This window comes from Paraburkholderia nodosa DSM 21604, assembly GCF_000519185.1.
GTDB classification, from domain to species: Bacteria; Pseudomonadota; Gammaproteobacteria; order Burkholderiales; family Burkholderiaceae; genus Paraburkholderia; species Paraburkholderia nodosa.
In genome coordinates this window covers 56,267-73,043 of record NZ_JAFA01000020.1, presented here as the reverse complement: position 1 = coordinate 73,043, position 16,777 = coordinate 56,267, and the positions used below count along the sequence as shown (strand labels likewise).

Sequence of the window (16,777 nt, the reverse complement as noted above, 5' to 3'; positions counted from 1 at the left end):
CGTCAGTGGGCGGTGCGGGCGACTAGCGCCTCGAGCACGCTTTGCAGCTCCGTGCGGCCGCGGACAACCTCTTCTGGCTTTCCTTCGAACGTGATCCAGCCCTCGTTGAAACCGTCGAGCATGCGGATGCGCGGTACCGGGTGTTGCATGCCTTGCGAACGGAAGAGCGGTTCCCAGCTCAGGCGATCAACGACTTCAGCGCGCACCGGGCGACCCAGCACGCGTGCGAAGGTGTGTGCGAGGTCGTCGGGGCTGATCCGTGTCGGGCCTTCAAGTTCCACGACCCGCACACCGCTCCATGTTTCCTGAAGCATCCTGGCTGCAACCCGCCCCACGTCGACCGTCGCTACCATCGGCACCGGCTTGTCGAGCGGTTGCAGATAGCTTTGGATCACGCCATCGGCGCGTGCGGATGCAACGTCCCAGGCGGCGTTTTCCATGAACCAGCCGGGCCGCAGGAAGGCCACGGGCATCGGCAAGTCGCTGAGCGCGCGCTCCATCAACGTGCGTTGCGTCAGCAGATTGCTCTCGCTGGCCTGTGCGCCGATGGTCGACAAACAGACCACCTTTTTCGGGCGGGCTTTACGAATCGCTTTAGACACGGCATCGATGACGGCACGGGCCTCGGAAAAGCCGGGCGTCGGATCGAACTCCGAGGGCGGGAGGATGAATACACCTTCCGTACCCTCGAACGCTGCCGCGAGCGCCGCAGCGTCGTCCATCTGTGCCGTCGCCAACTGGCATCCGATCTGCGCCCACGAACTCCCGCGCGCCGTATCGCGCACGACGCCGCGCACCGGTTGTCCCGCGACAAAGAGTTCCCGGGCCAGTGCGCCGCCTACCTTGCCGGTGATTCCCGTGATTGCATACATGATTCAAGCTCCTTGTTGGTTTGAGTGGGCGGCGGTGTGCTCAGGCGCGCGGCAGCCGGGCGTAAAACGCCTGTTCGAACTGGGCATAGAGATCTACGACACGCGCGTCATAGAACGGCAGCATCTGGGTGAACAGGGAGCCGGCCACGCGCCGGACCGGATCGATCCAGAAATACGTGTTCAGCAGACCCGCCCAGCTAGCACTGCCAGCACTGCGACCGTGCGGACCGGGTTCGGTATTGATGTCGAACGACAGTCCCCATTTGTGCACGGCGCCGGGAAACTGATCGAAGCTGCTCGACCAGGAAGGCTGTGCCGTTTTCATTTCGTGAACCTGCAGGTCGCCGATGTGATTGCGGAACATCGTCTTGACCGTATCGGGGTCCAGGATTCGCTCTCCCCGGTATGTCCCTTCATTGAGCAGCATCGTCAGGAACGTCATGTAGTCGCGCGGCGTGCTGAACAGCCCGCCGCCACCCATGAAGAATTCGGGGCGCTGGTTGGTTTCGAACGGTTCGGGTGCCAGGGAGCCATCAGCCTGCCGCCTGTGCATGGTCGCGACACGTTTTTTCTGCTGACTGCTGATCAGGAAGCCCGTATTTCCCATCCCCAGCGGCTCGAAAATGTGTTCGCTGAAATACACTTCGAGCGACTGGTCTGTCACGGCTTCAACCAGCTTGCCGACCCAGTCCATGCTGATGCCGTATTGCCAGCGCTCGCCAGGCTCGAATTCGAGCGGAGCGGAAAAGGCGCCGTTTAGCGAATAGCCGATATCCGGCATACCGGTGACCTTCTCGTACTGGCTGATCCGGTCGCTCCAGATGCTGTACGTGTATCCCGACGTGTGCGTCAAGAGATGCCGCACCGTGATCGCATTGCGCGCCGGGCGCAGTTTCGGCCGACCCGACGCATCGAATCCGTCGAGAATCTGCGGCGACTTGAGTTGCGGCAGGATCTCGCCTGCAGGCTGATCCAGTTTCAGCTTGCCCCGCTCGAGCAGTTGCATGCAGGCGGTCGCGGTGATCGCCTTCGTCATCGAGAGCAGCCAGAAGATCGTATCGGGGCCGATGACTCCTCCGGTGGTGGCATTGGCCGGACCGCAGGCGCCCTCATAGACGACTCCGTGGCGCGTCGCCCCCATCGCGACGACAGAGGCGACTGTGCCATCTGCAACCGCGTGCCGAAGGCGTTGGTCGATCGATTCGGAGTCCGGGAGGCGGACTATCGCCGGACTTCGTGAAGCGGGTGACGAAGCCGCGGCCGCATGCCGGGTCGCAAATGAGCCGAGCGCTGCTGAGGCAACCAGCCCAGAGGCGCTTTTCAGCAACTTGCGTCGATTGAGTCGTGTGGTCATTCGTGGTTCCTCTGTATATCCATCGGCCGGAAGCGTCGCAGCCCGAATACCGTGCGACGCGCTGACGGAATCTCGTCCGTCCCGATGAAGCGCATTCTGGAGAAGTGCGAGAAAAAACAAAATGACGCTGGTTGAACTAGTCAAATGACATACAGTCATCAATCGTTCGGGCTGGACTCGGTGTGGAGCAGGCGGATCTGCTTCGTTCAACACTCTCTTTGAGCCATGAAATCGAAGATCGAAAATCTGTCCAGCGGGGTCAGCGTGTTCGCGGCGGTCGTCGACGCCTGATCAGTTGCGGCGGCCGCCGACGCGATCGGGATGTCACCACCCGGGGCCAGTCGTGCGATTGCACGACTGGAAACCCGACCTGGGGTGCAGCTTCAATCGCACGATCTACCAGCCCCGTGCGCGGCGCGCCTGTCTGGGCAAGCTGGCGCGATCGACTGCAGCGATCATCACGGGTTCGAGGACCGCGCGCCCGGGTGCACGCTGCTGGAAATATCGATGACGCGACCAGCCGGCTGATGCAGTTGCATTTCACGGTCACCGAACCGACTTTCAGCTATTTCGAGGCGACGCGTGAGTATCGGGAGCGATACGGTCAGCCGGTCGCGTTCTACACCGACCGGGCGAACGCGTTCCGCAGCAAGGCCGCCAGTAAGACGGGGCGCAGCCTGACGCACTTTGGCCGGGCCCACTCGTACCCCATCATGACAGCGCACGACAGCGCGTTACTGCCCCTCAGCATTCTTCAAGAAGACTGACGATTCCAACGAGGTAATATTCTCGGGTAGCACGCCTGATGATCCCGATACGCGCTGCATGGACGATGAAATCGCAACAAACAACTACCTGTCAGAGGATGCACACGGATGGGGTCCATTCTCTTGCGATGGCCGAAGCGATCATTGAATATTGGATCACCCAGATGCGCGAAGAATCGCGCTCGTTTGCGGAGCCCAGATGGAACGGTTCCATTTTTCTTCGTTGAAGGTGAATGCCATTACGGTGTAACCGGCCGCAGGCCTAATTCACGTAACTCGAGGTGCGGCAGGTCCTACATGAATCCAGGAGGAAGTCATGTTCGAACAGGAGTTGGCCGAAAACGCCCAGTCCCGGTGGGCGCTAGCGGCTGTCGAAAGTACCTGCGGCCTGGCTGCTCGAAAGATCGTCGCGGAACACCTGCGACGCGCCAATGTCGCCAGGCGAAATCTGCTGAACCAGGTACTGGCGGGCGTTGATACCGATATCAATCGGGCCTACCTTATCATCGAGGTGCTGGCAAGCACGACCTACACGCGCACACTCTGGCCCACGATGAGGATCTCTGACAGAGATGTCCGCAATAAGCTGCGCATGCTTTGCCCTGATTTCAGCAACGTTTCTGTCAGTGGTTGGGGATATCGTTGCACTTACAATCCTGGCGTCGCGCACAGCCAAACGCTACCCATGCTCGTGCACGGATTTGGTGTGCAAAAGGAGGTAGATACTGCCGATCCTGGTTGGGCGCCCTTCATCACCAGTCCTGGATCTGCCGCAGGTAAGTCCATCGCGAGCCCGGTGCGCCGTTCGCTGCAAGATCCTCGGGTAATCTCCAACCTTGTGCTGAGCTGCAGCTTGTTATCCAACGTCAAGTGCTCGACGGCTTCGCCAATCGGATGGATATTGAACGCGCCAGTATGGAACATCTTTGGCTTCGCTCCACGCGACCTCCAGTTTCCCAACGATACCGCCCGGACAATGAGCGCGATCGAGCAGGCCAAAGGGATCAGCAAGGCGCGGAACAACATGGCGTTGACCCACGCCTACGGCAGCTACACCACGCTCGCACCCGTAATTGCGCAGACCCAAGGCACCGGTGGAGAGTCTCAATACAATGAGGTGGTTGTTCTTGGCACGTCCAAGCTCTTCAATACGACTGCCACGGTAACGGGGATCTTTGTGAAAGTCTGCACGCACATGGGGCAGCAGTACCTGGTCGACGCCATTGGTCCAGATCTTTACGACATCCCAGGCCTTGGCTTCTACCAAGGCGACGACGTGATCAACGCGGTCAGAACCTGCTCTCCCAGGTACAACCTGCCTATCGTACCGGTAGTAGACCAGACTATGGCTGATCGGCGGACAGACCGCTTGTTTGCTACGACTTTCAACGGTATGGTCATCGCAAATGGGTGGAATTGTCCGCTGACATAGACATAGCGCCACCGCGCGCACTGTCGAACAACACCAGCCCGCGAGGAAGTCATATATGGAAGCGTCACTCATCGCGGTGGCCATTTCGACATTCGTGCGCGTGGTTTACTTCATCAACGGTCGTTCGACCATTGATGATGTGCGTCGCGTCATCGGCCATTGCGGACCTTCAGATGTCACCGTCCGTTCGGCAGCTTCAGGTCGCTCTTCAGCCATTCACACCCGCGCGGCTACGAGTGTCAGCTTTCTCTGCAGTTGGTGCGTACTCTCGACCCGAAGCGGTCAAGCAGCGCAATCTCGGTCCAACGACTGCTTCCAGTGTCAAACAGCTGTCCGAGCCTGGTCGCATCAGAGCACCCCGATCAGGCAGGAATCGCGAGTAATGTGGGGAGTCGGTAGCATGGCGGTGTACTTCATGTTTGTATTGCCGGCCCACCGCCTTGGGCGCCGGCGGTCGAACCGCTAACGCGCCGGCGAGTCGAACGACATAGGCCGAGTGGTGAATTCAGGTCTTCGCCCTTGACCTCCGCGTGAATCGCCTTGATTCAGTCGCGCCACTTCGGCGCTAAGTCTCGACAACTCCATCCGATCCGGGCTTACCGGCTTCGTGCCCGCTCTGCCACGCTTACCTTCCTGCTCAGCGTTGACCCTGTCGGGGCTACGGTTCTTGCAGTATCGGGATAGTCCGTGCACGAATTGGATAGTTCACCAACTGGGGTTGGCATAGTCTGCGAGCAACGCTCTTGAGCGCGATCAAAGCATTCAAGAGAGCAGTCAAAAATAGACGGAGACGGTGCGAATGCATATGTATGAAGATGGTTTGCAACGTTGCAATGCCAATTACACCCCGCTGACCCCGGTGGACTCCCTGGTTGGCGCATCCGAAGTCTATGGCGACAAGAATAAAAAGGCGACAGAAGAGGCATTCGCTGGCGGATGGCTCCACACGGGTGACCTGAGTGTTCTGACTGCCGCTGGATATGTGAAGCTCAAGGATCGCAATGCGGACATCATTATCTCGGGCGGGAAAATATTTCCAGCATCGAGATTGAAAACGCGATCTACAAGCATCCTGCGGTATCGGTGCGCGCTATGAGGCACAGCCGGGTCCGAAGTGGGGTGGGGTTCCTTGTGCGTTTATTGAACTCCGACCCCGTATGGAATGCACGCCCGAGGAAATCATCGTTGACTGTTGCTCGCTCCTCGCTTCGTTCAAGGTTCCGAAGGCGGTCCACTTCCGTGAACTGCCCAAAATTATTGAATTTCTTCCTGTCGAGGGCATTGCGTAAGCAGCTGAAATCGACCTCCGCGATTGATCAGGGCCAGTTCGCCTTGTAGGGGAGACACGTATGGGTGAGTTGTTTTAAGGAATGTATAATTATTTAAAATCCGGTCCCGATCCCCAATAGCTGAATACCTTCCGAGTTATTAATTAATGAAACAGAAAGAGGAGTTTCATTCTGAGGCTGACGATGACGCCAGTCCCTCAAATGAGGCCGAGCTATTTCGGACCCGGGATATAGAGCAGGCCAGAGATTGGGGGACGCGTACATTCTGCGAAAACGAACTTCGAAATATTGATGTGCGCGGTAAACTCGATGCGCGTCTAATGTATCGAAAGTACGGATCAATCGGTATTGGACGAATGAGCTATGGCGGCGAACTCAGGATTCGACCGACTACATTTGATGATTTCTATTTAGTACAGGTGCCACTCAGTGGCGGTGAGCACATCACCAATGGCAATCAGTCCGTCAGTTCATCGCCTACGGTAGGTTCGATTCTTAATGCCGGACAACAACATGAAATCGTTCATGCGACGGGCACCGAAAAGCTGATTCTCCGTATTGATCGCGGTTTGGTGGAGCGCCTGTGTGGACAGCATCTCGGCAAGGAAGCGCATACCCGGGTGGAATTCGAAACTGCGATGCCGCTCGATTCCGCAGCCGGCAGACGGTGGGCTTCCACCATGCAGTGGCTTTTCGATTACCTGGGCGGTACGCCTTCGTCATCGCCGCTGTTGGCAGCGCAAATCGAACAGATGATTGGCTCACTGCTGCTCATCAGTCAAGCAAGCAATCATAGTCTGGCACTCAACGAAGATCGGTCACGTTCCGTGACTCCGGCGTTTATCAGGAAAGCCGAGATTTTCATCGAGGAGCGGGCGCACGAGCCTATTACGGTGGGGACCATTGCGGAGCACGTTGGGGTCAGCACCAGTTCGCTATACACAGGATTCAGAAAGTACCGGAATACATCACCCATGCACCTGCTGAAGAGCATCAGACTCAATCGGGTGCGCGAGCAGTTGTTGAACTCTGACCCAAAAAATACCACGGTGACAGCGGTAGCGTATCAGTGGGGTTTTGCCCATCTAGGGCACTTCACCACTTATTACAAACGTTGGTTTGGCGAGACCCCTAGCGAAACACTAGCTCGTTGAGCGGGCTAACAGGGGAGTGTCACGAACTCGCACCTGACGCCCCCGGCTAAGCGTCAACTGAAGATCCCCTCCACGTGCGGCCAGCATTCGGAAATCGCGCGCCGCTTCGCCAAATGCTTTCGATGATGCGAAGGGCTTGAGCGGACAACTACGCCACGCTCGAAACTCGCAGTACTACGAACGAAATGGCTGATCAGGTCAAGCGCTAACCCGAACGGGGCTCTCAGGAGCCCCGTTTTCGTTTGTAGGGATAAACCCTCGAAACGCATATTGAATGCACAGATGGGATAGGGCTCGTAGTCATTGGAGTGTCGACTGCGCGGTCGGGCAATACGATTTGCCTTGCGGTCACTGCCTTACCTGGTGCGCAAAAAATTACCCCCTTTACAAGGGCTAACCCCCTCCGAGGAGACATACAGATGTCGGACCAAACTGTTGTTCGCCGTCGCGTAGCGCAGCATTCGATCAGCGATTCGCGCTACAACGATGCAAAGTCGCAATCGCAATACCAGCCCTACAAGGACGCAGCTTGGGGCTTCATCAACCATTGGTATCCGGCGATGTTCAGCAAGGAACTGGTGGAAACCACGACCGAGAACGAAGAAGAACTCCAGACGGGCATTAAGGGCATCATGATCGCCGGCGTGCCCATCGTGCTGCGACGCGTCGATGGCAAGGTCTACGCAGTCAAGGACCAGTGCGTCCACCGTGGCATTCGTCTCTCCGAGAAGCCGATGTGCTTCAACAAGGAAACGATCACGTGCTGGTACCACGGCTTCACGTTCAACCTGGACGACGGCAAGCTCTCGACCATCGTTGCCAATCCAGACGACAAGCTGATCGGCACGACCGGTATCACGACGTACCCGGTTCAGGAAGTCGCGGGCATGATCTTCGTGTTCGTTCGTGAAGACGACTTCCCGCTCGAAGACGTTCCCCCGCTGTCCGATGACCTGCCGTTCCGTTTCCCGGAAAACAACGAGCGCTTCCCGCACCCGCTGTGGCCGGACACGCCATCGATCCTGGACGAAAACGCAGTCGCTCACGGCATGCACCGCACGGGCTTCGGCAACTGGCGAATCGCGTGCGAAAACGGCTTCGACAACGCGCACATCCTGGTTCACAAGGACAACTCCATCGTTCACGTGAACGACTGGGTGCTCCCGCTGGGCATTCTGCCGGTCTCGGACGACTGCATTCAGGTCGTCGAAGACGAAAATGGTCCGAAGGGCATGATGCAATGGCTGTTCACGGACAAGTGGCAGCCGGTGCTGGAAAACAAGCAGCTGGGCCTCAAGATCGACAACCTGAACGGTCGCTTCTATCGCACGTCGGTGGTCCTCCCGGGCGTCCTCATGGTCGAAAACTGGCCGGAAGAGCACGTCGTTCAGTACGAGTGGTACGTTCCGATCACGGACGATCTGCACGAGTACTGGGAAGTGCTGGTCCGCATCTGCCCGACCGAAGAGGATCGCAAGAAGTTCAAGTACCGCTTTGACCGCGTGTACAAGGAGCTGTGCCTGCACGGCTTCAACGACTGCGACCTCTACGCCCGCGAAGGTATGCAGCACTTCTACGCGGACGGAACGGGCTGGGATGACGAGCAACTGGTCTCGACCGACATCTCGCCGGTCACGTGGCGCAAGCTCGCTTCGCGCCACAACCGCGGCATCGCGAAGCCTGGCAAGGGCGTCTACGGTGCAGTGAAGACGCATAGCACGCGCTTCAAGGAACTCGCTGATGGCAAGCGCCCGGCGTACTTTGTAGAACAAGTCTGGTTCTAAGGATTGGTCGGCACTCGTCAGGGTGCCTTTCAGTTCTCCTTGGCACATTGCAGCACCCTGATGCCCAGTTACGAGGAGAGGGATCGGTTCGTATTCCTCTCGGTCTCCATTCTCGTTTCTGTGTGCCATCAGGCCTCGACCTAACTAAACTTATCATCCGTATCCGTCATGAGCAGCCTTCCACGCGACCTGACTAATTTCGAAATCTACGACCTGTCGTTGCAGATTCGCAGCGGCAAGATCAGTCCGGTAGAAGTCACCAAGACGATTCTGGCCCGCGTGGAAGCACTGGACGCGAATTTGCATAGCTATGCGCGTGTCACTCCCGAGCTGGCATTGGAGCAGGCAGCACAAGCGGAGAAAGAGATTCGAGCCGGGGACGTAAGGAGTCCCCTGCACGGTATTCCACTCGCAGTTAAAGATTTGTTCGATACCAAGGGCATAGTGACTGCCGGTGGTATGCCGATCCATGCACAGCGCGTACCCACGGAAAACGCGACGGTCGTGCAACGCCTGCAAGATGCGGGTTCGGTGATGCTGGGCAAACTCCAAATGACGGAAGGCGCATTTGCCATCCACCATCCGACGATCCCTGATCCTGTTAATCCATGGGGCGCCGCGCACTGGTGTGGCGCGAGTTCCTCGGGGTGCGGTGTCGCTACGGCGGCTCGTCTGTGCTATGGCACGCTCGGTTCGGATACGGGTGGCTCCGTGCGTTTTCCCAGTGCAGCTAACAATCTGACTGGATTGAAAACGACGTACGGCACGATCAGCCGTAAGGGCACGATGGAGCTGGCTGCATCGCTGGATCACGTGGGCCCCATGGCTCGCTCGGCCCGTGATGTGCTGCTCCTTCTCGCAATCATTGGTGGTCACGATACGCAACGACTGCTCGCTACCATCGACGAGCAACGATTCGACAATTTCCTGAAAGGCTTCAAGGGATTGCGAATCGGCTTGGACGAATCGTGGATTTCGGATGGCGTCGATCCCGTGATTCAGCGCGCGATTCAGCAGGTCAAGGTCATCCTTGCTGAGGCCGGCGGCGAAATCAAGAGCATCAAGGTTCCGGATACACGGGCGACCAGTTCCAACTGGGAGCATCACTGCGGGGTTCAAACAGCTGTTGCTCATGGAGCGACGTATCCCGACAAGGCCGCTGAATACGGTCCCGCACTGGCCCGTTTGATTGATCAGGGACGGGAACTCAAGGCTGTGGATTACGAGCGAATCATTCGTGATGCTCAGCAGTTCACCCGCGAGATGGATGCGGTATTAACCGAAGTGGATGTCGTATTGGCTCCGGTGCAGCCCTATGCGGCACCGACGTATGAACAGTTGGCAGGTTTGGCTTCGGATCCTGAGGCTAACCGGCGTCTGATTCAGTTCACGTCGCCGTTCAACGCCTCGGGACACCCCGCATTGTCGGTACCCATTGGATTTACCGAGCAAGGATTGCCCATCGGTGGGCAACTGGTTGGCCGCAAATATCAAGACGACCTGCTGTGTATGGTCGGCATGGTATTGCAGCGCCACAGTGAATGGCATCGTCAGGTCCCGCCTGGGTTGGCTTGATTGATATTGAAAGTGTTTATTTTGCGGATTAAGTCATGACCCACGCTCATCAGGTAACCATTAACTTCGCAGACGGCGTGAGCCGTACATTTGCCGCCGGGTCGGGTGAAAACATTCTCGAAGCCGCAATCAATGCCGAAGTGCCTGTGCTGTATCAGTGCAAGGCCGGGGCCTGCGCGTCCTGCACGTGCCAGCTCGCGGAAGGTGAGGCCGTGACTATCCCTGGCGCCAGTTCGACGCTCCTGGCTTCGGAATACGCAGAAGGAAACCGGCTGCTCTGTGTGACGAAGGCTGAATCGGATTGTTCGTTCAACGTCGCATACGGTTCGGAAGTCGGCTCGTCCGTCGCACAGGAGGTGAAGGTATTCATCGACTCCGTGGAGCGTATCGCGCCCAATGTCATGCGTCTGACTGTCGAGCTGGCCGAAGGCAACTGGCTCGAATTCAGGCCCGGGCAGTTCATGCAGATCACGGTACCGGGTTTGGGTGTTCTCCGCAGCTACAGCCCGTCGTCTACCTCGCTGACCCTGCCGAAGATGGAATTTCTGGTCCGGCTGCTGCCCAATGGGGCGATGTCCACGTTCCTCGAAAACGAGGCGCAGGTGGACCAGGTTCTGACGATGAAGGGTCCCTATGGCGCGTTCTTCCTGCGTGAAGAGCATCGTCGCGCACCGCACATCTTCGTTGCCGGTGGGACGGGTCTGGCTCCTATCCTGTCGATGATCGATGGCCTCAGGCAGGCCTCGGGCAAGAAGCCGCCGATGCTGCTCTCGTTTGGTTGCGCGGTCCCTGAAGCGCTGTTTGCGCTGGATGACATGGAACTGCGTCAGCACTGGTTGCCGACGTTGAAGACCCGCATCTGCGTGGATCGCAACGCTACGGAAGACATGCACGAAGGTTCACCGGTCTCGGCCCTCAAGGAAGAGGATGTGACGGATCCGAACACGGTGGCTTATCTGTGCGGCCCGCAGCCGATGATCGACGCGGCAACCAGGCGTCTGATCGAGTTGGGCATGAAGCCGGACTTGATTTTCGCAGAGCAGTTTGTTGCATCGAATTGAGGAATGGGCACATGGAATTCAATCCTACGAAGCAAATCCCGTTTTCGGCTCAGCAAACCGAATGGTTCGAAAAGGCCAAGGCCAACCTGAGTTCGAAACGTCTTCAAAAGCTGCTGTTCGAGCTGACGGACATTCACAGCCCTACGGGTTCGACGCGTGATGCTGCTGACTATATGCAGCGGCACATGGAGATGATCGGGCTGCAAACGAAAACGCACGACAACTCGGCCATCAGCCGATCGGTTATGGGTGAGCACCGGGGCACCGGTGGCGGCGCGTCGTTGCTGCTTTATGCGCCCATTGACACTCACCTGGATCGCACCAAGGAAGAAGAGATTCTTTCCGGCCCCGGTCAAGAAGCCGATTTGCAGCCGCACGCCAGGCAGATCGACGACTGGGTATTCGGCCTCGGCGCTTCGAATCCGAAGGGCATGATTGCCACGCACGTTGAAGTGGCAACGGCAGTGCTGGAAACGGGTATTTCGCTGAAGGGCAATCTGCTTGTCGGTATGGCCGACGGCGGTATGCCCGTTGACATCAAGGAGCGTCATTCGGGCATGTCGAATGGCGTGATCAATCTGCTGAATCGTGGCATGTACCCCGATTTCGCAATCATCATGAAGCCGTGGAACTGGGTCTACCACGAAGAGCCGGGTATGGCGTGGTTCAAGATCACGGTCAAGGGCACGATGGGCTACGCGGGTATCCCGCACGACGTGCCGGGTTTTCGTTCGTCGGTGGTTCCCGCTGCCACGGTGATTCAGGAGCTGCAAGCATGGCTTCCCGAATACACGAAACGCAATACGTCGGGTGTTATCGAGCCCCATGGCTGGATTGCCGGCGTTCGTGGCGGTCAGATCGAAAGACCTGCATTCCCGTCCGCAGTCACAGAGATTTTCTTCGACGTTCGTGTGAATCCCCGGACGAGCCCCGCTGATGTCAAGGCGCAGTTCGCGAACTTCATCGAGGACGTGAAGACTCGTCATCCGGAAATCACGATGGACTGGGAGATGTACGGCTCGGTCCCGGGCGGCGCCACTGACCCAGAAAACTGGATTATTCAGTCGGCCAGGCGCGGTTGGGAGCACATCGAGGGCCGTCCGCATGGCGTACCCGACATGCTGGCCGGTCAAACGGACGGTGCGGCGCTGCGTCGTTACGGTGTGCCGACTGCTCGCATCGGTTGGCCGTGGCCGGCTCAGGGCGCGCCGGTGCCAGTTGCCGAGGGACTGGGCGGCATGGGCGCCACCTACGTTCCCGACCTGATGCCCTGCGCCGAAAAAATCCTGTACGCGGTGATCGACACGCTTACCCGCGACCGGAGCGAGCTTGGCCTTTAAGTTCCTGTGGTTGTAGCTCCATAACCAGAAAGCAAGGAAGGAGACAGACATGAGCAAGAAGCGCATCAAGATGATTTTCCCGGTTCCGATGAGCGAGGCGACTCGTCCGCTGGTGGAATCGCAACTGCCGCCTTCGATGCAGCGCGCGGACATCGAAGTCGAATTCGTCGGCGCCGGTCAGGTCATGACGCTCGCAGATTCGTACCTCGACATGGCAGTCATGGAAATGGCTGTGATTCAGGCGGGCATCAAGGCTGAAGAGCAGGGCTTCGATGCCGTGTGTATCAACACGGTTTCGGATTCGGGCCTCTACGCGCTCCGCTCGCGTCTGTCGATTCCGGTGATGGCCCCGGCTATCACGTCGTTCCATCTCGCGTGCTCGCTAGGTCACAAGTTCAGCGTCCTGACGATGTGGCCGCAGTGGCACGCGCTGTACACGAAGACGACGAAGGAATACGGCCTGGAGCATCGTCTCGCCTCGATCCGTGACATCGGCGTTCGTCCCGATACGCAGGACCTGCTTCAGGGCAAGGAAGACATCGTATTCGCTGCCTTGGTCGAGGCGGGCAGGAAGGCAGTCGAAAAAGATGGTGCGGACGTGCTGGTCCTGGGTTCCACCACGATGCATCAGTCGCACGAATACCTGGCCAGGCACCTGAACGTACCGGTTTTGAATCCGGGTGTGATCGCATACAAGTATTGCGAAATGCTGCTCGATCTCGGTCTGTGCCACAGCAAGACCGCATTCCCGAGCCCGGAAACGAACAAGGATGCAGCGTTCGGCTTCTAAAGCTGTCAAGGATGCCTGCGTTAAGGATTAGATATGACCCACGATAAACATCAACCGTTCATCGATTTCACGATGGCCGATGCCGCTCAGGCATTTCACGACGGATCGGTGACGAGTACCCAGTTGGTATTGGCCTGTCTGGAACGTATCAACGCAGGCAAAGCCCTGAACGCATTCGTTACCGTTGATGCAGAGGGCGCTCTGAAGGCTGCAGCGGCGATTGATCAGGCACGGCAGACAGGGATTCCGTTGGGGCCTTTGGCAGGCATCCCTATCGTGGTCAAGGACAACATTCATAGCGCGGGCATCCGCTGCACCGCAGGTAGTCCCGCATTTGCAGACTTCGTGCCGGTCACGGATGCACCGACCTTGCGCAAGCTCCGGGATGCAGGAGCTATCGTGCTGGGCAAGACCAACATGCATGAACTGGCCTATGGGGCGACGGGCTACAACGGTGCCTTCAATACGGGTGCAGGCCGTGGGGTTCGTAACGCATACGACCAGACCAGAATTGCCGGCGGTTCGTCCTCGGGCTCGGCCGCTGCTCTGGGTGCACGGATGGCGCTAGGCGCATTGGGAACCGATACAGGCGGCTCGATGCGCATTCCCCCCGCACTCAATGGCGTGGCTTCGCTGCGTCCGACGTGGGGTCGCTACTCGGGCCTGGGCGTGATCCCCATTGCGAGGACGCGGGATACCGTGGGCCCCATGGCATTGAACATGCACGATGTGGCGCTCCTTGACAGTGTGATTTCTGACGAGTACGCGTTGCCCCACGTGCAACTCAGGAAGCTACGGCTAGGCCTTCCCGCCGAGTTTTGGGCGAATCTCGATCCCGACACGCGCGAGGTCGCGGGCTCTGTGGTTACGCGTCTCACACAGTTGGGCGTGACCATCATCGATCTGGGCAAAACCGGATTGATGGAACTGAATGATGCAGTTGGCTTCCAGGCGGTGGTTGGCGAGTCCCGATCCAGTATGGAGCAGTACCTGAAGGACAACGGTCATCAGATGACGGTGGAGAAACTGGCCAGGAAGATCGACAGTCCGGACGTGAAGTGGATTTATGAAAACTGGGTGCTGCCCAACAAGTTCCCGAATGCCGCAGGTGAACTCGTAGATGTGACACCCCTGTACGAACAGGCACAAAAGGCCGGTGGCGGACGTGATCAGTTGCGGGCCAGGTATACGGAACTGTTTGCCCGGCATCAGTTGGATGCGCTGATGTTCCCGACTACCGCGTGCGTGGCGCCCGATGCTGACGACAGCATTTATGAGGAAGAGAACTTCCGGCGTCTGATCCAGAACACCGAGCCGATGGCGAGTGCCGGGCTTCCGGGCCTGAGTCTTCCGGCAGGACTGGGTTCCCGAACGGGGCTCCCGGTCGGCATGGAGTTCGACGGTCCACAAGGTTCGGATCGACGGCTGCTCGCTATTGGCATTTTGCTGGAAGGTGTTTTGGGCGGCATTGCGCGCCCCTGACGCATCTCTATCGATCGGGGCTGGTGTGAGGCGCGTCGGCGCCTCCCGGCCCGCGACGGGCCTATACGTTGTTTCTGCAAGGATTGAACAGAGATGATTAATGCGCTGAGCTACATCGTGGTCGAGACTCCCTGTATGCAGGAATGGATCGACCAGGTGACGAATCACATCGGTATGCAGATCGAAGTGACCGAAGCCGGAAAGACCATGCGCATTCGCGCGGACGAAAAGATTCAGCGGTTTGTCGTCACGGCTACCGATGGCGGGTCCACGATGGGTATGGGCTTCGAAGTTCCCGACGCCCCGACCTTGGTGGCATGCACGATGGCATTGGAGGCCGCTGGCTATAAAACGACGCCCGGCACGGCTCAGGAAATCGAATTCCGGGGCGTCAAGAACATGGTGCACTTCTGTGACGATGATGGTGTGCGCCTGGAAATCGCCTATGGTCTGGCCGATGCGGATACGCAATTCGTGCCCGGCCGTCCGATTGGCGGTTTCCGTACCGGCAACATGGGCCTGGGTCACGTGGCGCTCATTACCGAGCACTTCGAAGAACTTTCGAACCTGTATCGCAACGTGCTGGGCATGCATCTCACGGACTACACCTATAAGCCGTTCAAGGTCGAATTCCTGCACTGCAACCCACGCCACCATACGATTGGCATCGCGCATACGGGTGGCAAGGCCGGTATCTATCACCTGATGCTCGAATACAACGACTTCGATGACGTCGGTCGTGCGTACGATACCGCGCTCCTGAATCCGGATTCGATTGGCGTGACGCTGGGTCGTCACATCAACGACCACGCCACCTCGTTCTATCTCAAGAACCCGGATGGATGGATGTTCGAACTCGGTTGGGCTACGCGCACGATCGGACCTGACTGGGAAGTCGAGGAACTGAAAGGTATGAGCCTCTGGGGTCATGACCGGACATGGCTTCCGGATCACAAGCGCGAGGAAGCGCGACAAATTCTTAAACAACTGGCGGCCGAAGGCATGCGTGCGCCGGTTGTTATCCCTGATACACAGAAGGCAAAGTGATGAGCAACGCAAGTCCCGAAATCGCAAATTCACTCACGCTGGGTGACTTCACGCTGAACTATCACGACGTTGGTGAGGGCGCGGGCGATCCGATCCTGCTGATTCACGGTTCGGGCCCCGGTGTCACGGCCTGGGCTAACTGGCGGGGCATTATTCCGGTACTGAGCCAGAAGGCTCGAGTTATCGCACCGGACATGCTGGGATTTGGATATACCCAGTGCCCCGAGCAGTTCAAGCTGACTCCCGCTGTCTGGGTGGAATCGTTGATCGCGTTGCTCGACGCGCTGGAGATCGAGAAGGTGTCGGTGGTCGGCAACTCCTTTGGTGGTGCCATCGCACTGGCACTGGCCAAGGCATATCCCGAGCGTGTGAATCGTCTGGTATTGATGGGCGCGGCAGGCATCAATGCGCCGATCAGCGAGGGTCTTGACAAGGTATGGGGTTACATGCCCAGCCTGGAAGCCATGAAGGGGCTAATGGAGGTGTTCGCCCACGATCACTCGATCATCACCGACGATCTGGTTCGTATGCGTTACGAGGCATCGATCCGTGCAGACGTGCAAGAACGATTTTCCCGCCTGTTCCCGGCGCCGCGTCAGCAGGGCGTGGAAATGCTGGCCCTTGCTGAATCGGATCTGGCGGCGATCACGCACGAGACGTTGCTCATCCATGGCCTGAACGACCAGGTGATCCCGGTCGAGTGGTCGCGACGTATGAAGACGTTACTACCGAACTCGACGCTGCAAGAGTTCGATCAGTGCGGACACTGGGTGCAGATCGAGAAGGCTGCGACGTTCACGCTCGCGGTTTCGGAGTTCCTGCTCAATTAA

At 58.2% G+C, this 16,777-nt stretch carries 12 protein-coding genes and 3 pseudogenes; 13 read left to right on the top strand and 2 right to left on the bottom strand.

What is annotated here, in order from left to right:
* Nucleotides 1–2 precede the first annotated feature (2 nt).
* Both A3CW_RS0126250 and A3CW_RS0126245 read right to left on the bottom strand, forming a co-directional pair.
* Nucleotides 3–872 carry an NmrA family NAD(P)-binding protein gene (locus A3CW_RS0126250; protein WP_028206210.1) on the bottom strand — a complete coding sequence of 290 codons (870 nt, stop codon included), beginning with the start codon at nt 870–872 and terminating at the stop codon, nt 3–5.
* Between the two features lie 40 nt (nt 873–912).
* The gene (locus tag A3CW_RS0126245) at nt 913–2,226 is read right to left on the bottom strand and encodes a serine hydrolase domain-containing protein (RefSeq protein ID WP_028206209.1); all 1,314 of its coding nucleotides are present in this window, start codon (nt 2,224–2,226) and stop codon (nt 913–915) included.
* Nucleotides 2,227–2,451: 225 nt separating this feature from the next.
* Here A3CW_RS0126245 and A3CW_RS52515 point away from each other — a divergent pair.
* The 13 genes and pseudogenes from A3CW_RS52515 to A3CW_RS0126180 all read left to right on the top strand — a co-directional run.
* A pseudogene (locus A3CW_RS52515) lies at nt 2,452–2,610 on the top strand (helix-turn-helix domain-containing protein); the annotation flags it as partial.
* Nucleotides 2,611–2,620: 10 nt separating this feature from the next.
* A pseudogene (locus tag A3CW_RS51220) lies at nt 2,621–2,924 on the top strand (ISNCY family transposase); the annotation flags it as partial.
* 385 nt (nt 2,925–3,309) lie between these two features.
* Complete coding sequence (locus A3CW_RS0126230) at nt 3,310–4,425, top strand: hypothetical protein (RefSeq protein ID WP_028206207.1); 1,116 nt, start codon at nt 3,310–3,312, stop codon at nt 4,423–4,425.
* An 898-nt stretch (nt 4,426–5,323) separates the two neighbouring features.
* Nucleotides 5,324–5,763 (top strand): annotated as a pseudogene (locus tag A3CW_RS52510) (AMP-binding enzyme); the annotation flags it as partial.
* A gap of 97 nt (nt 5,764–5,860) precedes the next feature.
* Nucleotides 5,861–6,868, top strand: coding sequence for an AraC family transcriptional regulator (locus A3CW_RS0126220; protein WP_028206206.1), 1,008 nt, complete (start codon nt 5,861–5,863; stop codon nt 6,866–6,868).
* 419 nt (nt 6,869–7,287) lie between these two features.
* Nucleotides 7,288–8,652 (top strand): Rieske 2Fe-2S domain-containing protein, encoded by a 1,365-nt coding sequence (locus A3CW_RS0126215; RefSeq protein WP_028206205.1) that lies wholly within the window; start codon nt 7,288–7,290, stop codon nt 8,650–8,652.
* 168 nt (nt 8,653–8,820) lie between these two features.
* Complete coding sequence (locus A3CW_RS0126210; protein ID WP_028206204.1) at nt 8,821–10,227, top strand: amidase; 1,407 nt, start codon at nt 8,821–8,823, stop codon at nt 10,225–10,227.
* A gap of 35 nt (nt 10,228–10,262) precedes the next feature.
* On the top strand, nt 10,263–11,288 hold the full coding sequence (locus A3CW_RS0126205; RefSeq protein WP_028206203.1) for an FAD-binding oxidoreductase: 1,026 nt from the start codon (nt 10,263–10,265) through the stop codon (nt 11,286–11,288).
* A gap of 11 nt (nt 11,289–11,299) precedes the next feature.
* A complete protein-coding gene (locus tag A3CW_RS0126200; RefSeq protein ID WP_028206202.1) occupies nt 11,300–12,628 on the top strand; it encodes a M20 family metallopeptidase in 1,329 nt (442 codons plus the stop codon).
* A gap of 49 nt (nt 12,629–12,677) precedes the next feature.
* Nucleotides 12,678–13,418, top strand: a complete 741-nt coding sequence (locus A3CW_RS0126195; protein ID WP_028206201.1) for an aspartate/glutamate racemase family protein — start codon at nt 12,678–12,680, stop codon at nt 13,416–13,418.
* Between the two features lie 33 nt (nt 13,419–13,451).
* Nucleotides 13,452–14,900 (top strand): indoleacetamide hydrolase, encoded by a 1,449-nt coding sequence (iaaH, locus tag A3CW_RS0126190; RefSeq protein WP_051481731.1) that lies wholly within the window; start codon nt 13,452–13,454, stop codon nt 14,898–14,900.
* A gap of 93 nt (nt 14,901–14,993) precedes the next feature.
* On the top strand, nt 14,994–15,947 hold the full coding sequence (locus A3CW_RS0126185) for a VOC family protein (protein ID WP_028206199.1): 954 nt from the start codon (nt 14,994–14,996) through the stop codon (nt 15,945–15,947).
* A complete protein-coding gene (locus A3CW_RS0126180) occupies nt 15,947–16,777 on the top strand; it encodes an alpha/beta fold hydrolase (RefSeq protein ID WP_028206198.1) in 831 nt (276 codons plus the stop codon). Before A3CW_RS0126185 ends, A3CW_RS0126180 begins: the two co-directional genes overlap by 1 nt.

Excerpts from the sequence above, each read along its gene's own strand:
- A3CW_RS0126250 (WP_028206210.1), bottom strand. The coding sequence starts at position 872 with ATGTATGCAATCACGGGAATCACCGGCAAGGTAGGCGGCGCACTGGCC.
- A3CW_RS0126245 (WP_028206209.1), bottom strand. The coding sequence starts at position 2,226 with ATGACCACACGACTCAATCGACGCAAGTTGCTGAAAAGCGCCTCTGGG.
- A3CW_RS0126230 (WP_028206207.1), top strand. The coding sequence starts at position 3,310 with ATGTTCGAACAGGAGTTGGCCGAAAACGCCCAGTCCCGGTGGGCGCTA.
- A3CW_RS0126220 (WP_028206206.1), top strand. The coding sequence starts at position 5,861 with ATGAAACAGAAAGAGGAGTTTCATTCTGAGGCTGACGATGACGCCAGT.
- A3CW_RS0126215 (WP_028206205.1), top strand. The coding sequence starts at position 7,288 with ATGTCGGACCAAACTGTTGTTCGCCGTCGCGTAGCGCAGCATTCGATC.
- A3CW_RS0126210 (WP_028206204.1), top strand. The coding sequence starts at position 8,821 with ATGAGCAGCCTTCCACGCGACCTGACTAATTTCGAAATCTACGACCTG.
- A3CW_RS0126205 (WP_028206203.1), top strand. The coding sequence starts at position 10,263 with ATGACCCACGCTCATCAGGTAACCATTAACTTCGCAGACGGCGTGAGC.
- A3CW_RS0126200 (WP_028206202.1), top strand. The coding sequence starts at position 11,300 with ATGGAATTCAATCCTACGAAGCAAATCCCGTTTTCGGCTCAGCAAACC.
- A3CW_RS0126195 (WP_028206201.1), top strand. The coding sequence starts at position 12,678 with ATGAGCAAGAAGCGCATCAAGATGATTTTCCCGGTTCCGATGAGCGAG.
- iaaH (WP_051481731.1), top strand. The coding sequence starts at position 13,452 with ATGACCCACGATAAACATCAACCGTTCATCGATTTCACGATGGCCGAT.
- A3CW_RS0126185 (WP_028206199.1), top strand. The coding sequence starts at position 14,994 with ATGATTAATGCGCTGAGCTACATCGTGGTCGAGACTCCCTGTATGCAG.
- A3CW_RS0126180 (WP_028206198.1), top strand. The coding sequence starts at position 15,947 with ATGAGCAACGCAAGTCCCGAAATCGCAAATTCACTCACGCTGGGTGAC.